The sequence below is a fragment of the Streptomyces sp. NPDC002476 genome (assembly GCF_042889785.1).
In the GTDB taxonomy this organism is placed as follows: domain Bacteria; phylum Actinomycetota; class Actinomycetes; order Streptomycetales; family Streptomycetaceae; genus Streptomyces.
Genome location: NZ_JBIARH010000005.1, coordinates 80,282 through 93,854, shown reverse-complemented (window position 1 = coordinate 93,854; position 13,573 = coordinate 80,282). Strand labels below are relative to the sequence as shown.

Sequence of the window (13,573 nt, the reverse complement as noted above, 5' to 3'; positions counted from 1 at the left end):
TGATCCACCCCCTATTGCTCCCCCAGGTCGCTACTCCGTCTTGATCGCCGTCAGCATGTTCAGCTTCGCGGCGCTGCGGGCCGGCCAGAGCGAGGCCAGCACTCCCACGAGGGCGGCGAGGACCAGGAAGATCCCGATCCGGTCCCACGGGACGACCAGGGCGTAGCCCGGGACGGAGGACTTCAGGGTCTGCCCGATCGCCCAGCCGAGGAACGTACCGAGCCCCACACCGATCACCGCTCCGAAGAGCGAGATGACCACGGCCTCCAGCCGGATCATGCGCTTCACCCGGCGCCGGTCCAGGCCGATCGCGCGCAGCATCCCGATCTCCTGCTGGCGCTCGAAGACCGACATGGCCAGCGTGTTGACGACACCGAGCACCGCGATGATCAGGGCCATCGCCAGCAGGCCGTACATGATGTTCAGGGCGGTGTTCACGAAGCCGCCGAACATGTCCCGGATGCCCTGACGGTCGATGATGCTCATCGCCGGGTTGTCGCCGAGCGCCTTGATCACGGCCTTCTCGTTGGCGGCGGTCTCGCCGCCGTCCATCTTCAGCCAGACCTCGCGGATGTACGGGTGGTCGGCGTGCCGGTTCAGGAGGTCCTTCGACATCAGGACGGGGGAGAGGAACTCGTTGCCCTCGTAGACCGCCCCGATCTTCAGCTTCTCCTTCTTGTCGTCCTCGTACACGACCGGGATCGTGTCCCCGGTCTTCCAGCCGTTCGACTTGGCGGCCTTCTCCGTGACGGCGATCTCGCCGTCGCGCAGCGAGTCGATCGAGCCGGAGACCGTCTTGATGGCGAAGAGCTCGGACACGTCGCCGGGGGCGACCCCGGAAGCCGGCAGGTGCTCGCCGCCGAACTCCGGCCAGGCGTACTGGTGGGGCGTGATGGCCTCGACGCCGTCCGCCTTCTCCAGGGCGGCGAGCGCCGACGGGTCGAGCGTGTCCCCGTTCGCCATCGAGACCATGTAGTCGGCCTTGACGTTGTCCGTCGTCATCCGGTCGACCGCCTGGCCGAGGGTGACGCCGAGGACCGAGATGCCGGTGACCAGGGTGAGCCCGATCGCGAGGGCGGAGGCGGTGGCGCCGGTGCGGCGCGGGTTGCGGACCGCGTTCTGCGCGGCCAGTTTGCCGGAGACCCCGAACAGCTTCTTCAGCAGCGGGCGGACCAGCGCGACGACCGGCCGCGACAGCAGCGGGATCAGCACGATGACACCGATCAGCGCGAAGAACGCGCCGGCCCCGATGATCGTCCGGCCGTCCGAGCCCATGGCCGCGCCGGCCACGATGCCCGCGGCGCCGAGCGCGGTGAGGACGCCGCCGATCGAGTTGCGCAGCACCAGGGACTTGACCGTCGCGGTCGCGTGCACGCTGTTCATCGCCGCCACCGGCGGGATCTTCGCGGCCCGGCGGGCGGGCAGCCAGGCGGCCAGCACGGTGATCAGCACGCCGACCGCGAGCGCCGCGACGACCGCGGTGGGCGAGACGACGAGCGGTCCGGCCGGGATCTTCCCGCCCGTCAGGCTCATCGCGGAGCGCAGGCCGACGGCGAGTCCGAGGCCGAGCACGAAGCCGATGACCGACGCGAGCGCGCCGACCACGGCGGCCTCCAGCAGCACCGAGCGCTTGACCTGGCGGCGGGAGGCGCCGACGGCGCGCATCAGGGCCAGTTCCTTGGTGCGCTGGGCGACCAGCATGGTGAAGGTGTTGGCGATCAGGAAGATCCCGACGAAGAGTGCGATCGCGGCGAAGGCGAGCAGCATCGTGTTGAGGCTGCTCAGGCTGTCCTCGATGCCTCTGGCCTGCTCGTCGGCGAGGTCCTGGCCGGTCCGGGCCTCGGCGCCCTTCGGCAGCAGCGGCTTCACCTCGGACAGCAGCTTGTCGGCGGAGGCGCCGGACGCGGCGGAGATGTCGACGTTCATGAACTCGCCGGGCCGCAGGTACAGCTTCTGGGCGACCGGGGTCTCGAAGAGGACCAGGCTGCCGCCCGCGTTGACGGCGCCGTCCTCGGTGGTGAAGACACCGGAGAGGGTGTACTCCTTCACCGGACCGTTGGTGGCGACCCGGACCCGGTCGCCGACCTTGTACTCGCCCTTCTTCGCGGTCTGCTCGTCGAGCGCGATCCGGTCGGCCGCGTCGGGGCCCTTGCCGTCGACGAAGGTGTACGCGGCGTCCTTGCCGTCCTTGCCGGGGAAGAAGTTGGCGCCGGTGTTGGACCAGCCGTTGCCGATCAGCTTGCCGTCGGGGTCGGCGACCCCGGCGAAGCCGTTGACGCGGCCGGTGGCGGTGTCTACGCCGTCCAGGCCCTGGATCTTCGCCAGGCCGGCGGTGGTGACGCCGCCGGGCGCCTGCGGGTCGCGCTGGTCGGCCCGGGTGGTGACGGCGACGGCGATGTCGTCGTAGCTCTTCGCCGACTGGTTGCGGAAGGCGTTGCCGAGGGTGTCGGTGAAGACCAGGGTGCCGGATACGAAGGCCACGCCGAGCATCACGGCGAGGACGGTCATCAGCAGCCTGGCCTTGTGCGCGAGCACATTGCGCAGGGCGGTACGGAACATGTCTGTCAGTCCTGGGGAAGGGAGGGGGTCCGGCAAAGAGCGCGTGCGCGGGCGGGCCCCGGGCGCGCGGAAGGAAGGGATCCGGCCGCGTGGCGGGGGCGGGCTCCGGGCTGGTGCGGGAGGAGCGGGACTCGGGAGTGCGGGAGGGCGGGGCTCAGCTGGTGCGGCCCTTGCCGTCGAACGCCTTCATCCGGTCGAGGACCCCGTCCGCGGTGGGGTGCATCATCTGGTCGACGATCCGGCCGTCCGCGAGGAAGATCACCCGGTCCGCGTAGGAGGCCGCCGCCGGGTCGTGGGTCACCATCACCACGGTCTGCTCCATCTCGCGCACCGAGTTGCGCAGGAAGCCGAGGACCTCGGCGCCGGAACGGGAGTCCAGGTTCCCGGTCGGCTCGTCACCGAAGATGATCTCCGGCTTGGAGGCCAGGGCGCGGGCCACCGCCACGCGCTGCTGCTGACCGCCGGAGAGCTGGGTCGGCCGGTGGGACAGCCGCTCGGAGAGCCCGACCATGTCGATGACCCGGCGCAGCCATGCCTCGTCGGGCTTGCGGCCCGCGATGTCCATGGGGAGCGTGATGTTCTCCAGCGCCGTCAGGGTCGGCAGCAGGTTGAACGCCTGGAAGATGAAGCCGATCTTGTCCCGTCGGAGCTGGGTGAGCTGCTTGTCCTTGAGGGACCCCAGCTCCGTGTCCCCGATGCGCACCGAGCCGCTGCTGAAGCTGTCGAGACCGGCCACGCAGTGCATCAGCGTGGACTTGCCGGAACCGGAGGGGCCCATGATCGCGGTGAACTCGCCGCGCGGGAAGTCGACGGAGACCCGGTCCAGGGCGGTGACCCTGGTCTCGCCCTCGCCGTAGACCTTCGACAGATCCGTGGCGCGGGCAGCCACCGTGGTGACGCGGTGTGCGGTGGAAGTGGTGGTCACGGGAATCTCCTGATCCGGGGCTCCGGACGAGGGTTTCGTCCGGAGTCGTGTGCCTGAGGTGCGTTCGAGGTGTCCGATCGTTTTCGGACCTCTTCATCCTCACCGCCGTCCTGCCGCGTTTCGTCAGTCCCCGTGCCCGTTCCCGGGGGCGTCTTGAGTCGCATCGGCGGAGCGCGATGTCCTCCTCGGGTATGACATCGACCCCGAGGCGGTCCGCCGGGCCGGGTGGCGCGCGGGCGTCGACCCGCCCCGGGAGCACCGTGCTCCGTGTCGTGGACGTGGGGGCCGGGCACCGGTCCTTCGGCGGTCCTCCGGCGGTCCTCCGGCGGTTCTCCGGCGGTTCTCCGGCGGTCCTCTCAGGGGGACGTCGAGAGGCCGGAGGCTGACGCCCTCACCGGGCCGGGACTCGCCCGCCGCGGCCTCGTGCGTCGCCGTGCGACGCGCGGCGCGGGACCCCGCCCGGGCGTCCGTCCCGACCCGCGCGGAGGGCCCGTACGGCCGGTGCGGTGGCGCGGCCGTGGCGGCCACTGGCGCGCACCTGGCGAATGCGCCCGTCCGGGTGCGGCGACTTTACGTCAATCCGGATTGCCGTCCGCCGTGCCCGCCACCCGGCCCAGGCATGTGACGATGCATGCCCGGAAGTGCTGACGCACCCTCAAACGGTCAATAAAATAAGACAACATCGCGCCACTCATCCGCTGATCGGAGGAAGCCCCCGGATAGGGTCATGTGCCAACGGGAGCCGCGCGCCAGGCCCGGATGGTGGAATGCAGACACGGCGAGCTTAAACCTCGCTGCCCCTCGGGGGCGTACCGGTTCGAGTCCGGTTCCGGGCACCACTTCGCGCGCAGCGGCTGACCAGGGAGAACGACGGAAAACGCGCGTGAGGAACCTTACGAGCGGGAACACACTGGGAACACGCGCGGCTACCTTCGGTGTATGGCGTCTATACACGCGCGCACGAACAAGGCCGGCGACGTTACCGGGTACCAGGTCCGGTGGCGCTGTGGCGCGTCAACCAGGGCGACGCGGACACGGTCGCGGTGCATTCACCGGCGCGGCTGGTACAGCGCGGGGCTGTGGGAGTGAACCCGTGGCGCGTGACCGGCGGCGGCCAGTACGGGCGGAAGCTGACCGGCGGAAGCCGCACTACGCAGCCGTGGCGCGGACACGGTGCCGGGTGGGGCCAGTTCCACGACGCCAATGGCAACCCGATTAACTGACTCGGGATCAGTATCCGGCGTACCCTTGCCCCGGCGCCCCGGCGCCCCCGCGTTCGGCGCGGAACTGATGCTGCCGCCGGATGACTTGCTGCTGTCCGACCTCACCACCCCGACATGGGACGTGACCACTGGGGTACCGCCGCGGATTCGGGTCGAGCGGAAGGACGATGTCGTTGCCCGTCTTGGCCGGTCCCCGGACCGTGGCGACGCGGTCGTGATGGCCTACTGGGCCGAGAGACTCGCGTCCGCGACGATTCAGTCACCGGCGAACCGCACCAGACGCAGCAGCGTGGCCGCGCACCGGTACGGGCGGCGGATTGGTATGTAGCAGGCCCGTGAGCGGAACTCTCCGGGCGCCGGCCATTGCGGGCGCCCGGAGCTTGTTCATATGCCCCAGGTGATCAGGCGGCCCAGCTCCCGTTGGACAGGGCAGTCGAGCGGAAGACGAAGTAGAAGCGGGTGCCTGTCTGTACGTTGGTCGCGATCACGTTCCACTGCCCCCCAGTGGCGAGCTTGTATTCCGCCTGGCAGGAAACCTGTCCTGAACTCGGCACCCAGCACACGGCGATGTAACGGTTGGTGTTGGGCTTGATGTTGATGTCGGAGCAGTTGCTCGTGGTCGTGAGCGTGGCCGAGCCAGCCGGGTAGTACCCGCTGCCGTCAGGCTTTGAATAGGACTTGGCGCTGCCGTAGCAGGACGCGGCAGCGCCCTGATTCGGCTCGTTGGCCTGCGCGGTCGGCGCGATGGCCATGGTGCCGCCGACGAACGCGGCCGATAGCAGGACAGCGGCGACACGCTTGCGAATTCTCACAGGTAGTTCTCCTCTGTCGGCTTGGTACCTGTCGATCCCCTTGACCGCTCACAGTCCGTAGGACCAAGTAGCGAGGCTGTCCGAACTGGCTCCAGAAGCTACGACACGCCCCGCTGAATAGATAGGCGCCATATGCGCCAAGTGATGGATCCATGGCGAGATTGTGTGCATGTCTTCACTGCCGTGCGATGCGCACCGGTCGGGCCCCTTGGGGGCGACCCCTCTGCTCGGTATCGGCACACGGGTGGCAGACCGGGCAACGGGGGCACGGTGTCGCCTTCGGGCAACGTCGTTCGCCAGTCCCGTTGATCCCGTACGACTGGGCCGTGCGCCGCTGTTTGCCTTACGTGCGCTCTCGATGCGCTCCGCCCGGGACACCTCAGTCCGGCCTACGTTGTCGCGGCACTGACCAACCACCGAACGGGAGACCCCCAATGCTCATGCGCCGTGCCGCCGCTGCTGTATCTACGCTCGCTCTCGGAGCGGGCTTGCTGCTGGCGACAACAACCTCCGCAGCGGCCAGCCCAGCCCAGACCGAAGCCGTGACCTGTGGCGGCCTCAAGGAGAAGGTGGGCAGCGGCGGGCATCACGGAGCATCGATTACGTGCCTCGGGAGTGGCTCTTTCACGCTGGCGATCGACTGCTACCAGCCCAGCACCGGCTACCGGTACAGGCACTACGGCAACCGGACCTCGGCACCTGGCACGTCCACGGCGTGGTGCGACCTGGGTGCCACGATCGAGGGCTACGGCGTCCTGTAACCCAACGGCCCGGCCCACTTCTGTAGCCGTCCGGTACGGGAGCAGCTTCGGCAACGAGGGCCGCCAGCACGTTTGAGGATGCCGGCGGCCCTCGCGGCTGCGGAGCTACCCCGAGCAATGGGCTTGGGCAGGCCGGGGTGGGCGGCGAGGCGGGACACCGGCGCGCCTGTGCCAGACCACCCGCGGGGTCACTCCGGCCCTGGCGCGGCGAGGGCGCGGATCTGGCGGACAGGCGGCGGCGTATTCGGCCACACTGGTCGGGTGATGAAGCTGCCCCGTGTCAAGTGCCCCGAGTGCGAAAGGGAGGTCGCGGCCAGGCCCGTGTCCGGCACGCTGTCCAAGGGCCACGTGTGGCGACACGACGCTCCCGACATGCGCGCCAAGCACCCCGACGAACTCGTCTCCTGCGGCGGGTCTCTGGAGATCGTGGACCTGCCCGTCGGACAGATGGAACTCCCGGTCGACGAGCCGGAGGAGGCAGCCCCCGCAGGGGCGTCCGACGATGGTGCGCCGACGCTGTTCTGACCGTCCGGACACAGCATCGGCATGACCGCCGGCGCCATGGCGGCACCCTACCCGCCCCTGTGATCTGAATAGCTGCCCTGACCATTGCGTCTGGTCCCCGTGCGTTCAGCCGATCCGTGACCTATAGTGCCCCGCCGAAAACGGAAGCTGATATTCCGATTGGGGCGGCCTTGATCGATCTCGCTGCGCTCGCCGTACTCGCCCTCGCCGGGTACCGAGCCACACAACTCGTCGTCTGGGACACGATCCTGGAGCGGCTGCGGGAGCGCGCGCACGACTGGCTCGCCGCCCGTCCGACCGCCGCCACCCGGGCCGCGGCCATCACCCTCATTACGTGTACGTACTGCGCCGGTTGGTGGCTGTCCGGAGCAATCCTCGCGACGTACCTCCTGGCCTCCGGGCAGTGGCACCAGGCCCCGCTCCTCGTGCACGGCATCGAGTGGCTCGCGGTCGCCGGGGCCAGTCGCTCTTGAACCGGTGGGACGACACCCGCCCGTCGGGGACCTGACCGTGGATGAGACCACCTCGGCCGTGATCGTGGCCGTGATCTGCGTCGCGGCCTGGTGCTGGGCCGAGTGGCCGGAGCACCGCCCGCCCCGCGCCCGTGACCGGGGGCGGGGCCGGTGAGCCGTGAACTCGTCGGTGCCGCGGCCCGGTACACCACGACCACCGCCAAGACCACGTCGCATAGTTCGGCAGGTGGAGGAGAGGGGCGCGGACCTCGGCGTACACGTCCAGCAGGTCCCCGCGGACAGGGGCGAGGGCGGTGACTGTGCGGAACTCGATCGCGACGGGCCATGGATGTCGGGGACCGTGCGACCATGCGCGAGCTGTCCTGTGCTGTCCATGACACAGCTGTTGGGCTGCTCCCGGCCGGGGTTACCGCGCCGAGCGCGGTAGAGCTTCAGCAGGCCACGAACCGGTGCTGGGGCCTCTATTGGGAGGGGTCCTACGTGGAGGCCGGTGCGGTCGCGGCGATGCTCCTCGCGGAGGCCAGGGCTCACGTGCACGCGCAGCCTGCTGGTGCACAGTCCGAGGGGTGGGGGTTCGTCGCCGATGCCTACCGGCTTGCCGCGTACGTGGCGAACCTCATGGGGTCCAGGGATCTGGCGTACGCGGCGATCGGTCATGCGCAGCAGGCGGCGGGCCATGCGGCGGACGACATGCGGGCGGCCCTCGTGATGTCGGGCCGGTCCTGGATCTATCTGAGGGACGCACGGCTGGACGAAGCGCTCGCCCTGGCGGAGAAATCAGCCCTCGACATCGAGCCCCGGTTTTCGAAGGCCAGGGTGGACGAACTGTGCGCGTACGGCAGCCACGTGAACTTCGCGGCCGTCGTTGCCTCGCGGATGGGCGACAAGGCTCGGGCGGCTGACTGCCTGTCGCAGTCCCACGCAACAGGCGCCCGTATGGGGGCCGAGCACCGAGCCCACGGCACGCTCTTCGGCCCGGTGACGGCGACGACGCAGGCAGTCGGCGTGAACGTCGCGCTTGGGCAGACAGGGAAGGCGCTGACCCTCATCGACTCGATCAAGGACGTGTCGGAGCTCTCCGGCGCAGCCCGCAACCGGTATGCCATGGACAAGGCCCTGGCGCAGGCCGACGCGAAGATGTTCGATGCGTCGCTGGACACTCTGGAAGAAGCCTTGCTCGCCGCTCCCGCGTGGGCGCGTCATCAGACGCTGCCGTCCGTGATCGTGCAGAAGGTCGGGCGGGCCAGCACGGCGCGGCTGCGCCGGGTGTCGAAGCTGATCGGCGTATCCCCGGCCGGGGCGGGCGACTTCATGCCAGCCACCGCAAAGACGGCACTGTAACCCGTACGTCCCGTACGAGTTGTGACGCTCAGTCCCTCCTCGTCACCGCGCCCCGTACGACTCGCTGCCTGATGAATCGGCAGAGTCGTACGGGGCGCTTCTTCACGTCAAGGTCCTTTGGGAGGACGGTACTTACATGAACCGGACCCCACAGCAACGGGCTCGCCGATCGGCTATTGCGGAGGCCGCAGACAGCGGACTTCGTGAGGCGCCTGGTGCGCGTATCTCCCGTGTCCGCGTCGTGCTGTACGACCGCCAGCCGACACCCCGAAGCGGCCGGGCGCTGGTTTCGCACCGCAAGTTCGCTGAGGCGCGGGACTGGACGATCGTCGCGGAACTCTCCGACACGGCGCCCCTCGGAACGTCGGCGATGCGGGCGCCTCTCTGGCCGCGCGTAGCCGAGCTGATCGACTCCGGTCAGGTTGACGGGGTCGTTACCTCCGCATGGGATGCCAACGACGAGGTTATGGGCTGGCTGCTGGAGCGCCACGCCTTCACCGCGTGCATTGGCACAGCGGCCGACGCCTCGGTCAGCCTGCCGGAAGCAGGCTGACGTGAGCCGATCCGTGACGAGCTTCCATCCCCCCGACTCCAACGGCCGTCCCGTGTTTGCGCGTGCAGGCTGCCGCTGGCACTGAGGAACCCGAGCGCATCGACGCCTACCTGAAAGAAGTGCTCTTGGGCGGTCCGGTGTTCATCGACACGTCCTCTCAGCGGTACTACGTGCTCGTGCCTGCGGCACGTCACAGCTGCCGCAGTGGGCCAGTGCGGTGCCGGGCGCGGAGTGTCTCGGCCCTGGTTGCTTCCTGGGCGTCCCGAACCCGCAGCGGACCGGGCCGGACCTGTCCCGCTCCTACTGGTGTGTGCCGATGGACGGCCCCGGAGCCCTGTGCTGCCCGGATGCTGTCTCGCAGCTCGTTGCCTATGGCAGCTACCAGCGAGGTGTCCAGGAGCGCCTGGCGGTGGAGGCGGAGGCGGACGGTCATGGATGAGGCGGAGTCGACGTACCGAGCGCTGGTGGGCCACACCCTGGCGTGTGAGGCCTGCCTTGCCGGTGCGCCGTGCGAGAGACGGCGTGCGCTGAGGAGCGCGTGGAGATCTTTTTGCCAGTGCGACAGTCGGGCGTCTTCAGGGCAGGGCCGATGACCACGGCATCCGCTGTCCCGCGCTGGGACCATCCCGTGAGGCAGGCGGATCAGCCCTTCGACCCTGACCGGCTCCGCTGGATGCTCAGCAAGGTCCAGACGTGGCAGCCGTACGTGGACGGTGCCCTGCTCGACGATCTTGCGGCCGTGCTCGACGACTACGTGCCCAGTGAGGACGAGGTCGAAGTCCTCGCGACGCGGATGCGTGGTCACCTGACGCGCCTGGCGCAGCTCGCGGTCGCCTCGAAGGCGGACCAGCGGGACCAGGCGGTTGCCAGCCTCGTGAAGCGAGCGCGGGCCGTGCGCCCCGAGGCACTGCCCGGGGACCGCTTCAGAGCCGTTGGGTATCTGCGCCGTATGGCCTGGACGCTCGAAGAGTTCCTGGAGCGACTGGTGGAGAACCAGTGTCTCAAGGAGGCGCCGTGAAGCGCGTGCGTGCTGCCGCGGCAGAGCAGAGAAGGAGGAGGTCGCCTGTGCCCACTTCGGCGGCACCTGCCCTGGTGCCGTACATCACTCTCAGGGAAGGGGAGGAAGGCGCCCCGAACACGCTGACGATCCTCCGTGACTGGCCCAGCAGCCAGCCCCGGTTGCGCTACTGGCGGGAGATGCCCGGCGACCGTGACGTGCGGGGTGTGCTGTGGGCCAGGTGCTCGCAGAACGGGTGGGACCACCGCGGCATGCCGACAGGTAAGCCGCTGTGGAAGCTCGACCAGGGCGAACCCCTGCGAGTCGGGGCCGCCCGTGAGCTGCTGGAGGAGACCGGCGTCACGGTCGACCCCGCGCACCTGCGGATGGTGCACGTCGTGCATCACAGGCAGAGCGCCGACGTGGAGCGCATCGGCTTCTTCTTCGAGGCCACCCAGTGGAGCGGGGAGCCCGTCAACAGGGAACCGGAGAAGTGCCTCGGCCTGGAGTGGTTCAGCGTCCACGAACTGCCCGAGGACATCATCGAGTACCCCGGAGAAGGGCTCCTCGGATATCTGGGCGGTGACGGCAACTCACTGAAGGAACACGGCTGGAACTGAAATCTCAGTCGATGGCGGAGCTGGCGGTGAAGCTGGCGCACGCCCTCGGTGGGGTGCTGGGGAACCGAACGACCCGACCCGTATCTGCACGCCGATCATCCGCTACAACCCGCAGGAGAAGTGACCGCCCATGACTGTGACTGTCGACTGGGTGCCCATGGCCCGAGCTCTGACCGCCGATCTCCGGGCGCGGGGAGCGATCCGATCCGACGCCGTGGCCGCGGCCATCGAGGCGGTCCCCCGGCACCTGTTCATCACGGGGCACTACGCCACCGGTCAGCACACTCCGGTTACCCCGGACCGGCCGACGGCCGACCTCCTGGCCCTCGCGTACGCCGACCGCGGCATCATGACCCACATCCCCGCCGACGACGCCGGCGGATTCTCCAGCACCTCCCAGCCCTCCATCGTCGCCAAGATGTTGGAGGCCGCCCAGCTCCGGCCCGGGATGCGCGTGCTGGAGATCGGGGCTGGCACCGGCTGGAACGCCGCACTGATCGCCCACATCACCAAGGCAGACGTCCACACCATCGAGGTGTCCAGCCTCGTCGCCGGCGAGGCCAGCGCCGCGCTGGCCCGCGCCGGCGCACAGTCGGTCACCGTCCACGCCGGGGACGGATACCTCGGGCACCCGGGCGGCGGCCCCTACGACCTGATCGTCGTGACTTGTGGGATCGCCAGGATCGCCCCGGCGTGGCTCGACCAGCTCGCCCCGGACGGCTGTGTCCTGGCCCCCGTTGCGCACGGCGGTCTCCACCCCCTGCTCCGCGTCACCCGCAATGACAGCGGCCCCGTCGGGCAACTGGTGGTCAGCGCCGACTTCATGATCGCTGCCGGCCCGCTCTACGCCGGGGCCACAACGTCGCCGGCCACGCGTAGCCGCACCTTCCCCGTCCCGGACCCCGCCGACGCTCGTCCCCCCGCCGTCCTCGAGGGTCTGGACCCGCGCGGCGACTACGTGGATCTGTGGATGCACCTGGCGGCCCACGACACTCGCACTACCTGCGCCGGTGCCGAGGGCACCAGCGACTACACCGGGTGCGCACTGGTCGATGACGATGCCGACGCCGCGGTGTTCGTTCAGCCTGGCGGGCTCCACCTCACCCCTGGCCGTGCCTCCCAGGCGCTCGCCGACCAGGTCGAGCACTACGTCACGGAGTGGATCCGTACCGGCCGCCCGGAGCTCACCGCCTGGACGTGCTCGCTCACCCAGGCGGGGAAAGCGGACGTTCCACTCCTCTCCCCTGCCGACTGGCGGCTGCACCAAGGCAACTGACGACATCTGGAATAAGGAGAGGGGAATCCTGTGACCGACGAGCCGTTGGACGAGTGGGCCGCGCGCCGGGATGCGCGCCGGCCCGCGCCTGGCGCACGCAGGGCTGTTCCTCTCGGTGAGGGCCCTGCACGGGGTGGGCACGTCGACCCGGATACGGCCCGCGGGATGCTGGAGTGGGACGGCCACCAGTGGGTTCCCTCCGGGGTGGCCGAAGATCACGCCGCGGCCGTGAAGGAGACCGGTCGGCAGAACGCGGCAGAGCGGGTTCGCCTCCCGCGGTCCAGCGCACTGCCCCCCGCTCCGGAACCGTGGCGGCCCACTGAGGAGTTCTGGCGCCCCTGACCCGACAACGCTTCTCGCCCCTGCCGGCTGCTGTACCAAGGCAACTGACGACCTGGTGCGGCCTCCGGCCGGGCGGCGAGACGCGTGCCGTCCGGTACGCCGAGGTGACCGTGCATGCTTTCGGCGTCCGGGCGCGCGCTGATGACCGAACCGGCCTGGATGCATGGCGGACCATCTGGCGGGCGGCCCCTTGGATCGTCGTCGCAGCGCTGGCGGAGTTCGCCGTCTCCGCCAGCAGGGCGAAGCGGGTGGTCCGTCGGAGGCCGCTGGTGCACGGCGCCGTCGTCGTGCCTCGTCCCGTGACCGTCCAGCCACCAGCGTCGCCGAACCGTTCGATCTCGGCCATGCTGATCCCCAGCCCGGTGATCACGGGCGCTCCCTCGCCCATCGCTCGTTTGCGCTGGTCGCGGGGTAGGTGCTTTCGGTGTTCCTGCTGTGTTCCCGTGGGAACACAGCAGCCGAGAGATGTGGGGATATCTGAAGGAATCCGCCGCGATCCGGGGAGATCCGTCGAGGTCATAGCGTTGTCGCAGGTCAGAGAGGTGCAGAGCACCGGTTCGAGTCCGGTTCCGGGCACCACCTCGCGCTGTCCGCCCGGCTGGCGGCGCAGTCGCCCTACGGGGTGGCCGTGCTCGACCCCGACCTGCGCCTGTCAACCCGTCGCTGGAGCGGGCCACCGGGATCCCGGCCGCCGAACGACCGGGTCGCGGTCCGCGTGAACTCCCGCCGTTCCTGGACGGCGACGCGATCGAGTCGATGATGCGGGAGGTGCTGGCCGCCGGCGTGCCCGTGCAGGGACGGTCCGTGGTCGGTCGGGTTCCCGCCGAACCCGACCGGGACCGTGCCTGGTCGCTGTCGTACTACCGGCTGGAGGATCCCGGCGGGATCAACGCAGCCGCCACGATGGGGCAGCTGCGCACCGCCCCCCGCGCACTCGCCGGACTCGAACCCCTCCAAGATCAGGTGCTCCGGCACCTGGACCCGGGTGACCGCCGATCTGCACGAGACGACCGACACCTGCGTCCACGCCGTGGTCGGCCCCGTCAGCCCATCTGCCGCGCCGCCCTGGTCGGTCGTCCGCCGCCCCGAGCGCGACGGGACGTGTGCGGCGCGGTGGGCGAATCATGCCGTGACCACATTAGCGAATTGCGAATTTATGCAATTCA

12 protein-coding genes, 1 tRNA gene and 1 pseudogene are annotated in these 13,573 nt (G+C 69.7%); 10 read left to right on the top strand and 4 right to left on the bottom strand.

Annotated features, from left to right (window positions below):
• Nucleotides 1-30 precede the first annotated feature (30 nt).
• Nucleotides 31-2,559, bottom strand: a complete 2,529-nt coding sequence (locus ACFYXM_RS07775) for an ABC transporter permease (RefSeq protein WP_389287856.1) — start codon at nucleotides 2,557-2,559, stop codon at nucleotides 31-33.
• Nucleotides 2,560-2,713: 154 nt separating this feature from the next.
• Nucleotides 2,714-3,484: an ABC transporter ATP-binding protein gene (locus ACFYXM_RS07770; RefSeq protein WP_351517204.1), complete on the bottom strand. Its 771-nt coding sequence runs from the start codon at nucleotides 3,482-3,484 to the stop codon at nucleotides 2,714-2,716.
• Nucleotides 3,485-4,237: 753 nt separating this feature from the next.
• Here ACFYXM_RS07770 and ACFYXM_RS07765 point away from each other — a divergent pair.
• Nucleotides 4,238-4,323 (top strand) — tRNA-Leu (locus tag ACFYXM_RS07765).
• Between the two features lie 785 nt (nucleotides 4,324-5,108).
• Here the strand turns inward: ACFYXM_RS07765 and ACFYXM_RS07760 are convergent.
• Nucleotides 5,109-5,519, bottom strand: coding sequence for a hypothetical protein (locus ACFYXM_RS07760; protein WP_389287854.1), 411 nt, complete (start codon nucleotides 5,517-5,519; stop codon nucleotides 5,109-5,111).
• Between the two features lie 1,025 nt (nucleotides 5,520-6,544).
• Between ACFYXM_RS07760 and ACFYXM_RS07755 the strand changes: the two genes are divergently transcribed.
• The 4 genes from ACFYXM_RS07755 to ACFYXM_RS07740 all read left to right on the top strand — a co-directional run bounded on the left by ACFYXM_RS07755 (nucleotide 6,545) and on the right by ACFYXM_RS07740 (nucleotide 9,172).
• Entirely contained in the window at nucleotides 6,545-6,805 is a 261-nt protein-coding gene (locus ACFYXM_RS07755; RefSeq protein WP_389287852.1) for a hypothetical protein, read from the top strand.
• 170 nt (nucleotides 6,806-6,975) lie between these two features.
• Entirely contained in the window at nucleotides 6,976-7,278 is a 303-nt protein-coding gene (locus tag ACFYXM_RS07750) for a DUF1360 domain-containing protein (RefSeq protein ID WP_389287850.1), read from the top strand.
• Nucleotides 7,279-7,626: 348 nt separating this feature from the next.
• Nucleotides 7,627-8,619, top strand: coding sequence for an XRE family transcriptional regulator (locus tag ACFYXM_RS07745; protein WP_389287848.1), 993 nt, complete (start codon nucleotides 7,627-7,629; stop codon nucleotides 8,617-8,619).
• A gap of 241 nt (nucleotides 8,620-8,860) precedes the next feature.
• The gene (locus ACFYXM_RS07740) at nucleotides 8,861-9,172 is read left to right on the top strand and encodes a hypothetical protein (protein WP_389287846.1); all 312 of its coding nucleotides are present in this window, start codon (nucleotides 8,861-8,863) and stop codon (nucleotides 9,170-9,172) included.
• A 190-nt stretch (nucleotides 9,173-9,362) separates the two neighbouring features.
• Here the strand turns inward: ACFYXM_RS07740 and ACFYXM_RS07735 are convergent, their stop codons facing one another.
• Nucleotides 9,363-9,605 (bottom strand): hypothetical protein, encoded by a 243-nt coding sequence (locus tag ACFYXM_RS07735; RefSeq protein ID WP_389287844.1) that lies wholly within the window; start codon nucleotides 9,603-9,605, stop codon nucleotides 9,363-9,365.
• A gap of 156 nt (nucleotides 9,606-9,761) precedes the next feature.
• On the opposite strand from ACFYXM_RS07735, the gene ACFYXM_RS07730 reads away from it, so the two are divergent.
• The 5 genes and pseudogenes from ACFYXM_RS07730 to ACFYXM_RS07710 all read left to right on the top strand — a co-directional run.
• Nucleotides 9,762-10,190: a DUF6415 family natural product biosynthesis protein gene (locus tag ACFYXM_RS07730; RefSeq protein WP_389287842.1), complete on the top strand. Its 429-nt coding sequence runs from the start codon at nucleotides 9,762-9,764 to the stop codon at nucleotides 10,188-10,190.
• A 47-nt stretch (nucleotides 10,191-10,237) separates the two neighbouring features.
• Nucleotides 10,238-10,789: an NUDIX domain-containing protein gene (locus ACFYXM_RS07725; protein ID WP_389287840.1), complete on the top strand. Its 552-nt coding sequence runs from the start codon at nucleotides 10,238-10,240 to the stop codon at nucleotides 10,787-10,789.
• A gap of 130 nt (nucleotides 10,790-10,919) precedes the next feature.
• Complete coding sequence (locus ACFYXM_RS07720) at nucleotides 10,920-12,065, top strand: protein-L-isoaspartate O-methyltransferase (protein WP_389287838.1); 1,146 nt, start codon at nucleotides 10,920-10,922, stop codon at nucleotides 12,063-12,065.
• Between the two features lie 30 nt (nucleotides 12,066-12,095).
• Entirely contained in the window at nucleotides 12,096-12,407 is a 312-nt protein-coding gene (locus ACFYXM_RS07715) for a DUF6087 family protein (protein WP_389287836.1), read from the top strand.
• A 663-nt stretch (nucleotides 12,408-13,070) separates the two neighbouring features.
• Nucleotides 13,071-13,301: pseudogene (locus ACFYXM_RS07710) on the top strand (PAS domain-containing protein); the annotation flags it as partial.
• Nucleotides 13,302-13,573: the final 272 nt, after the last annotated feature.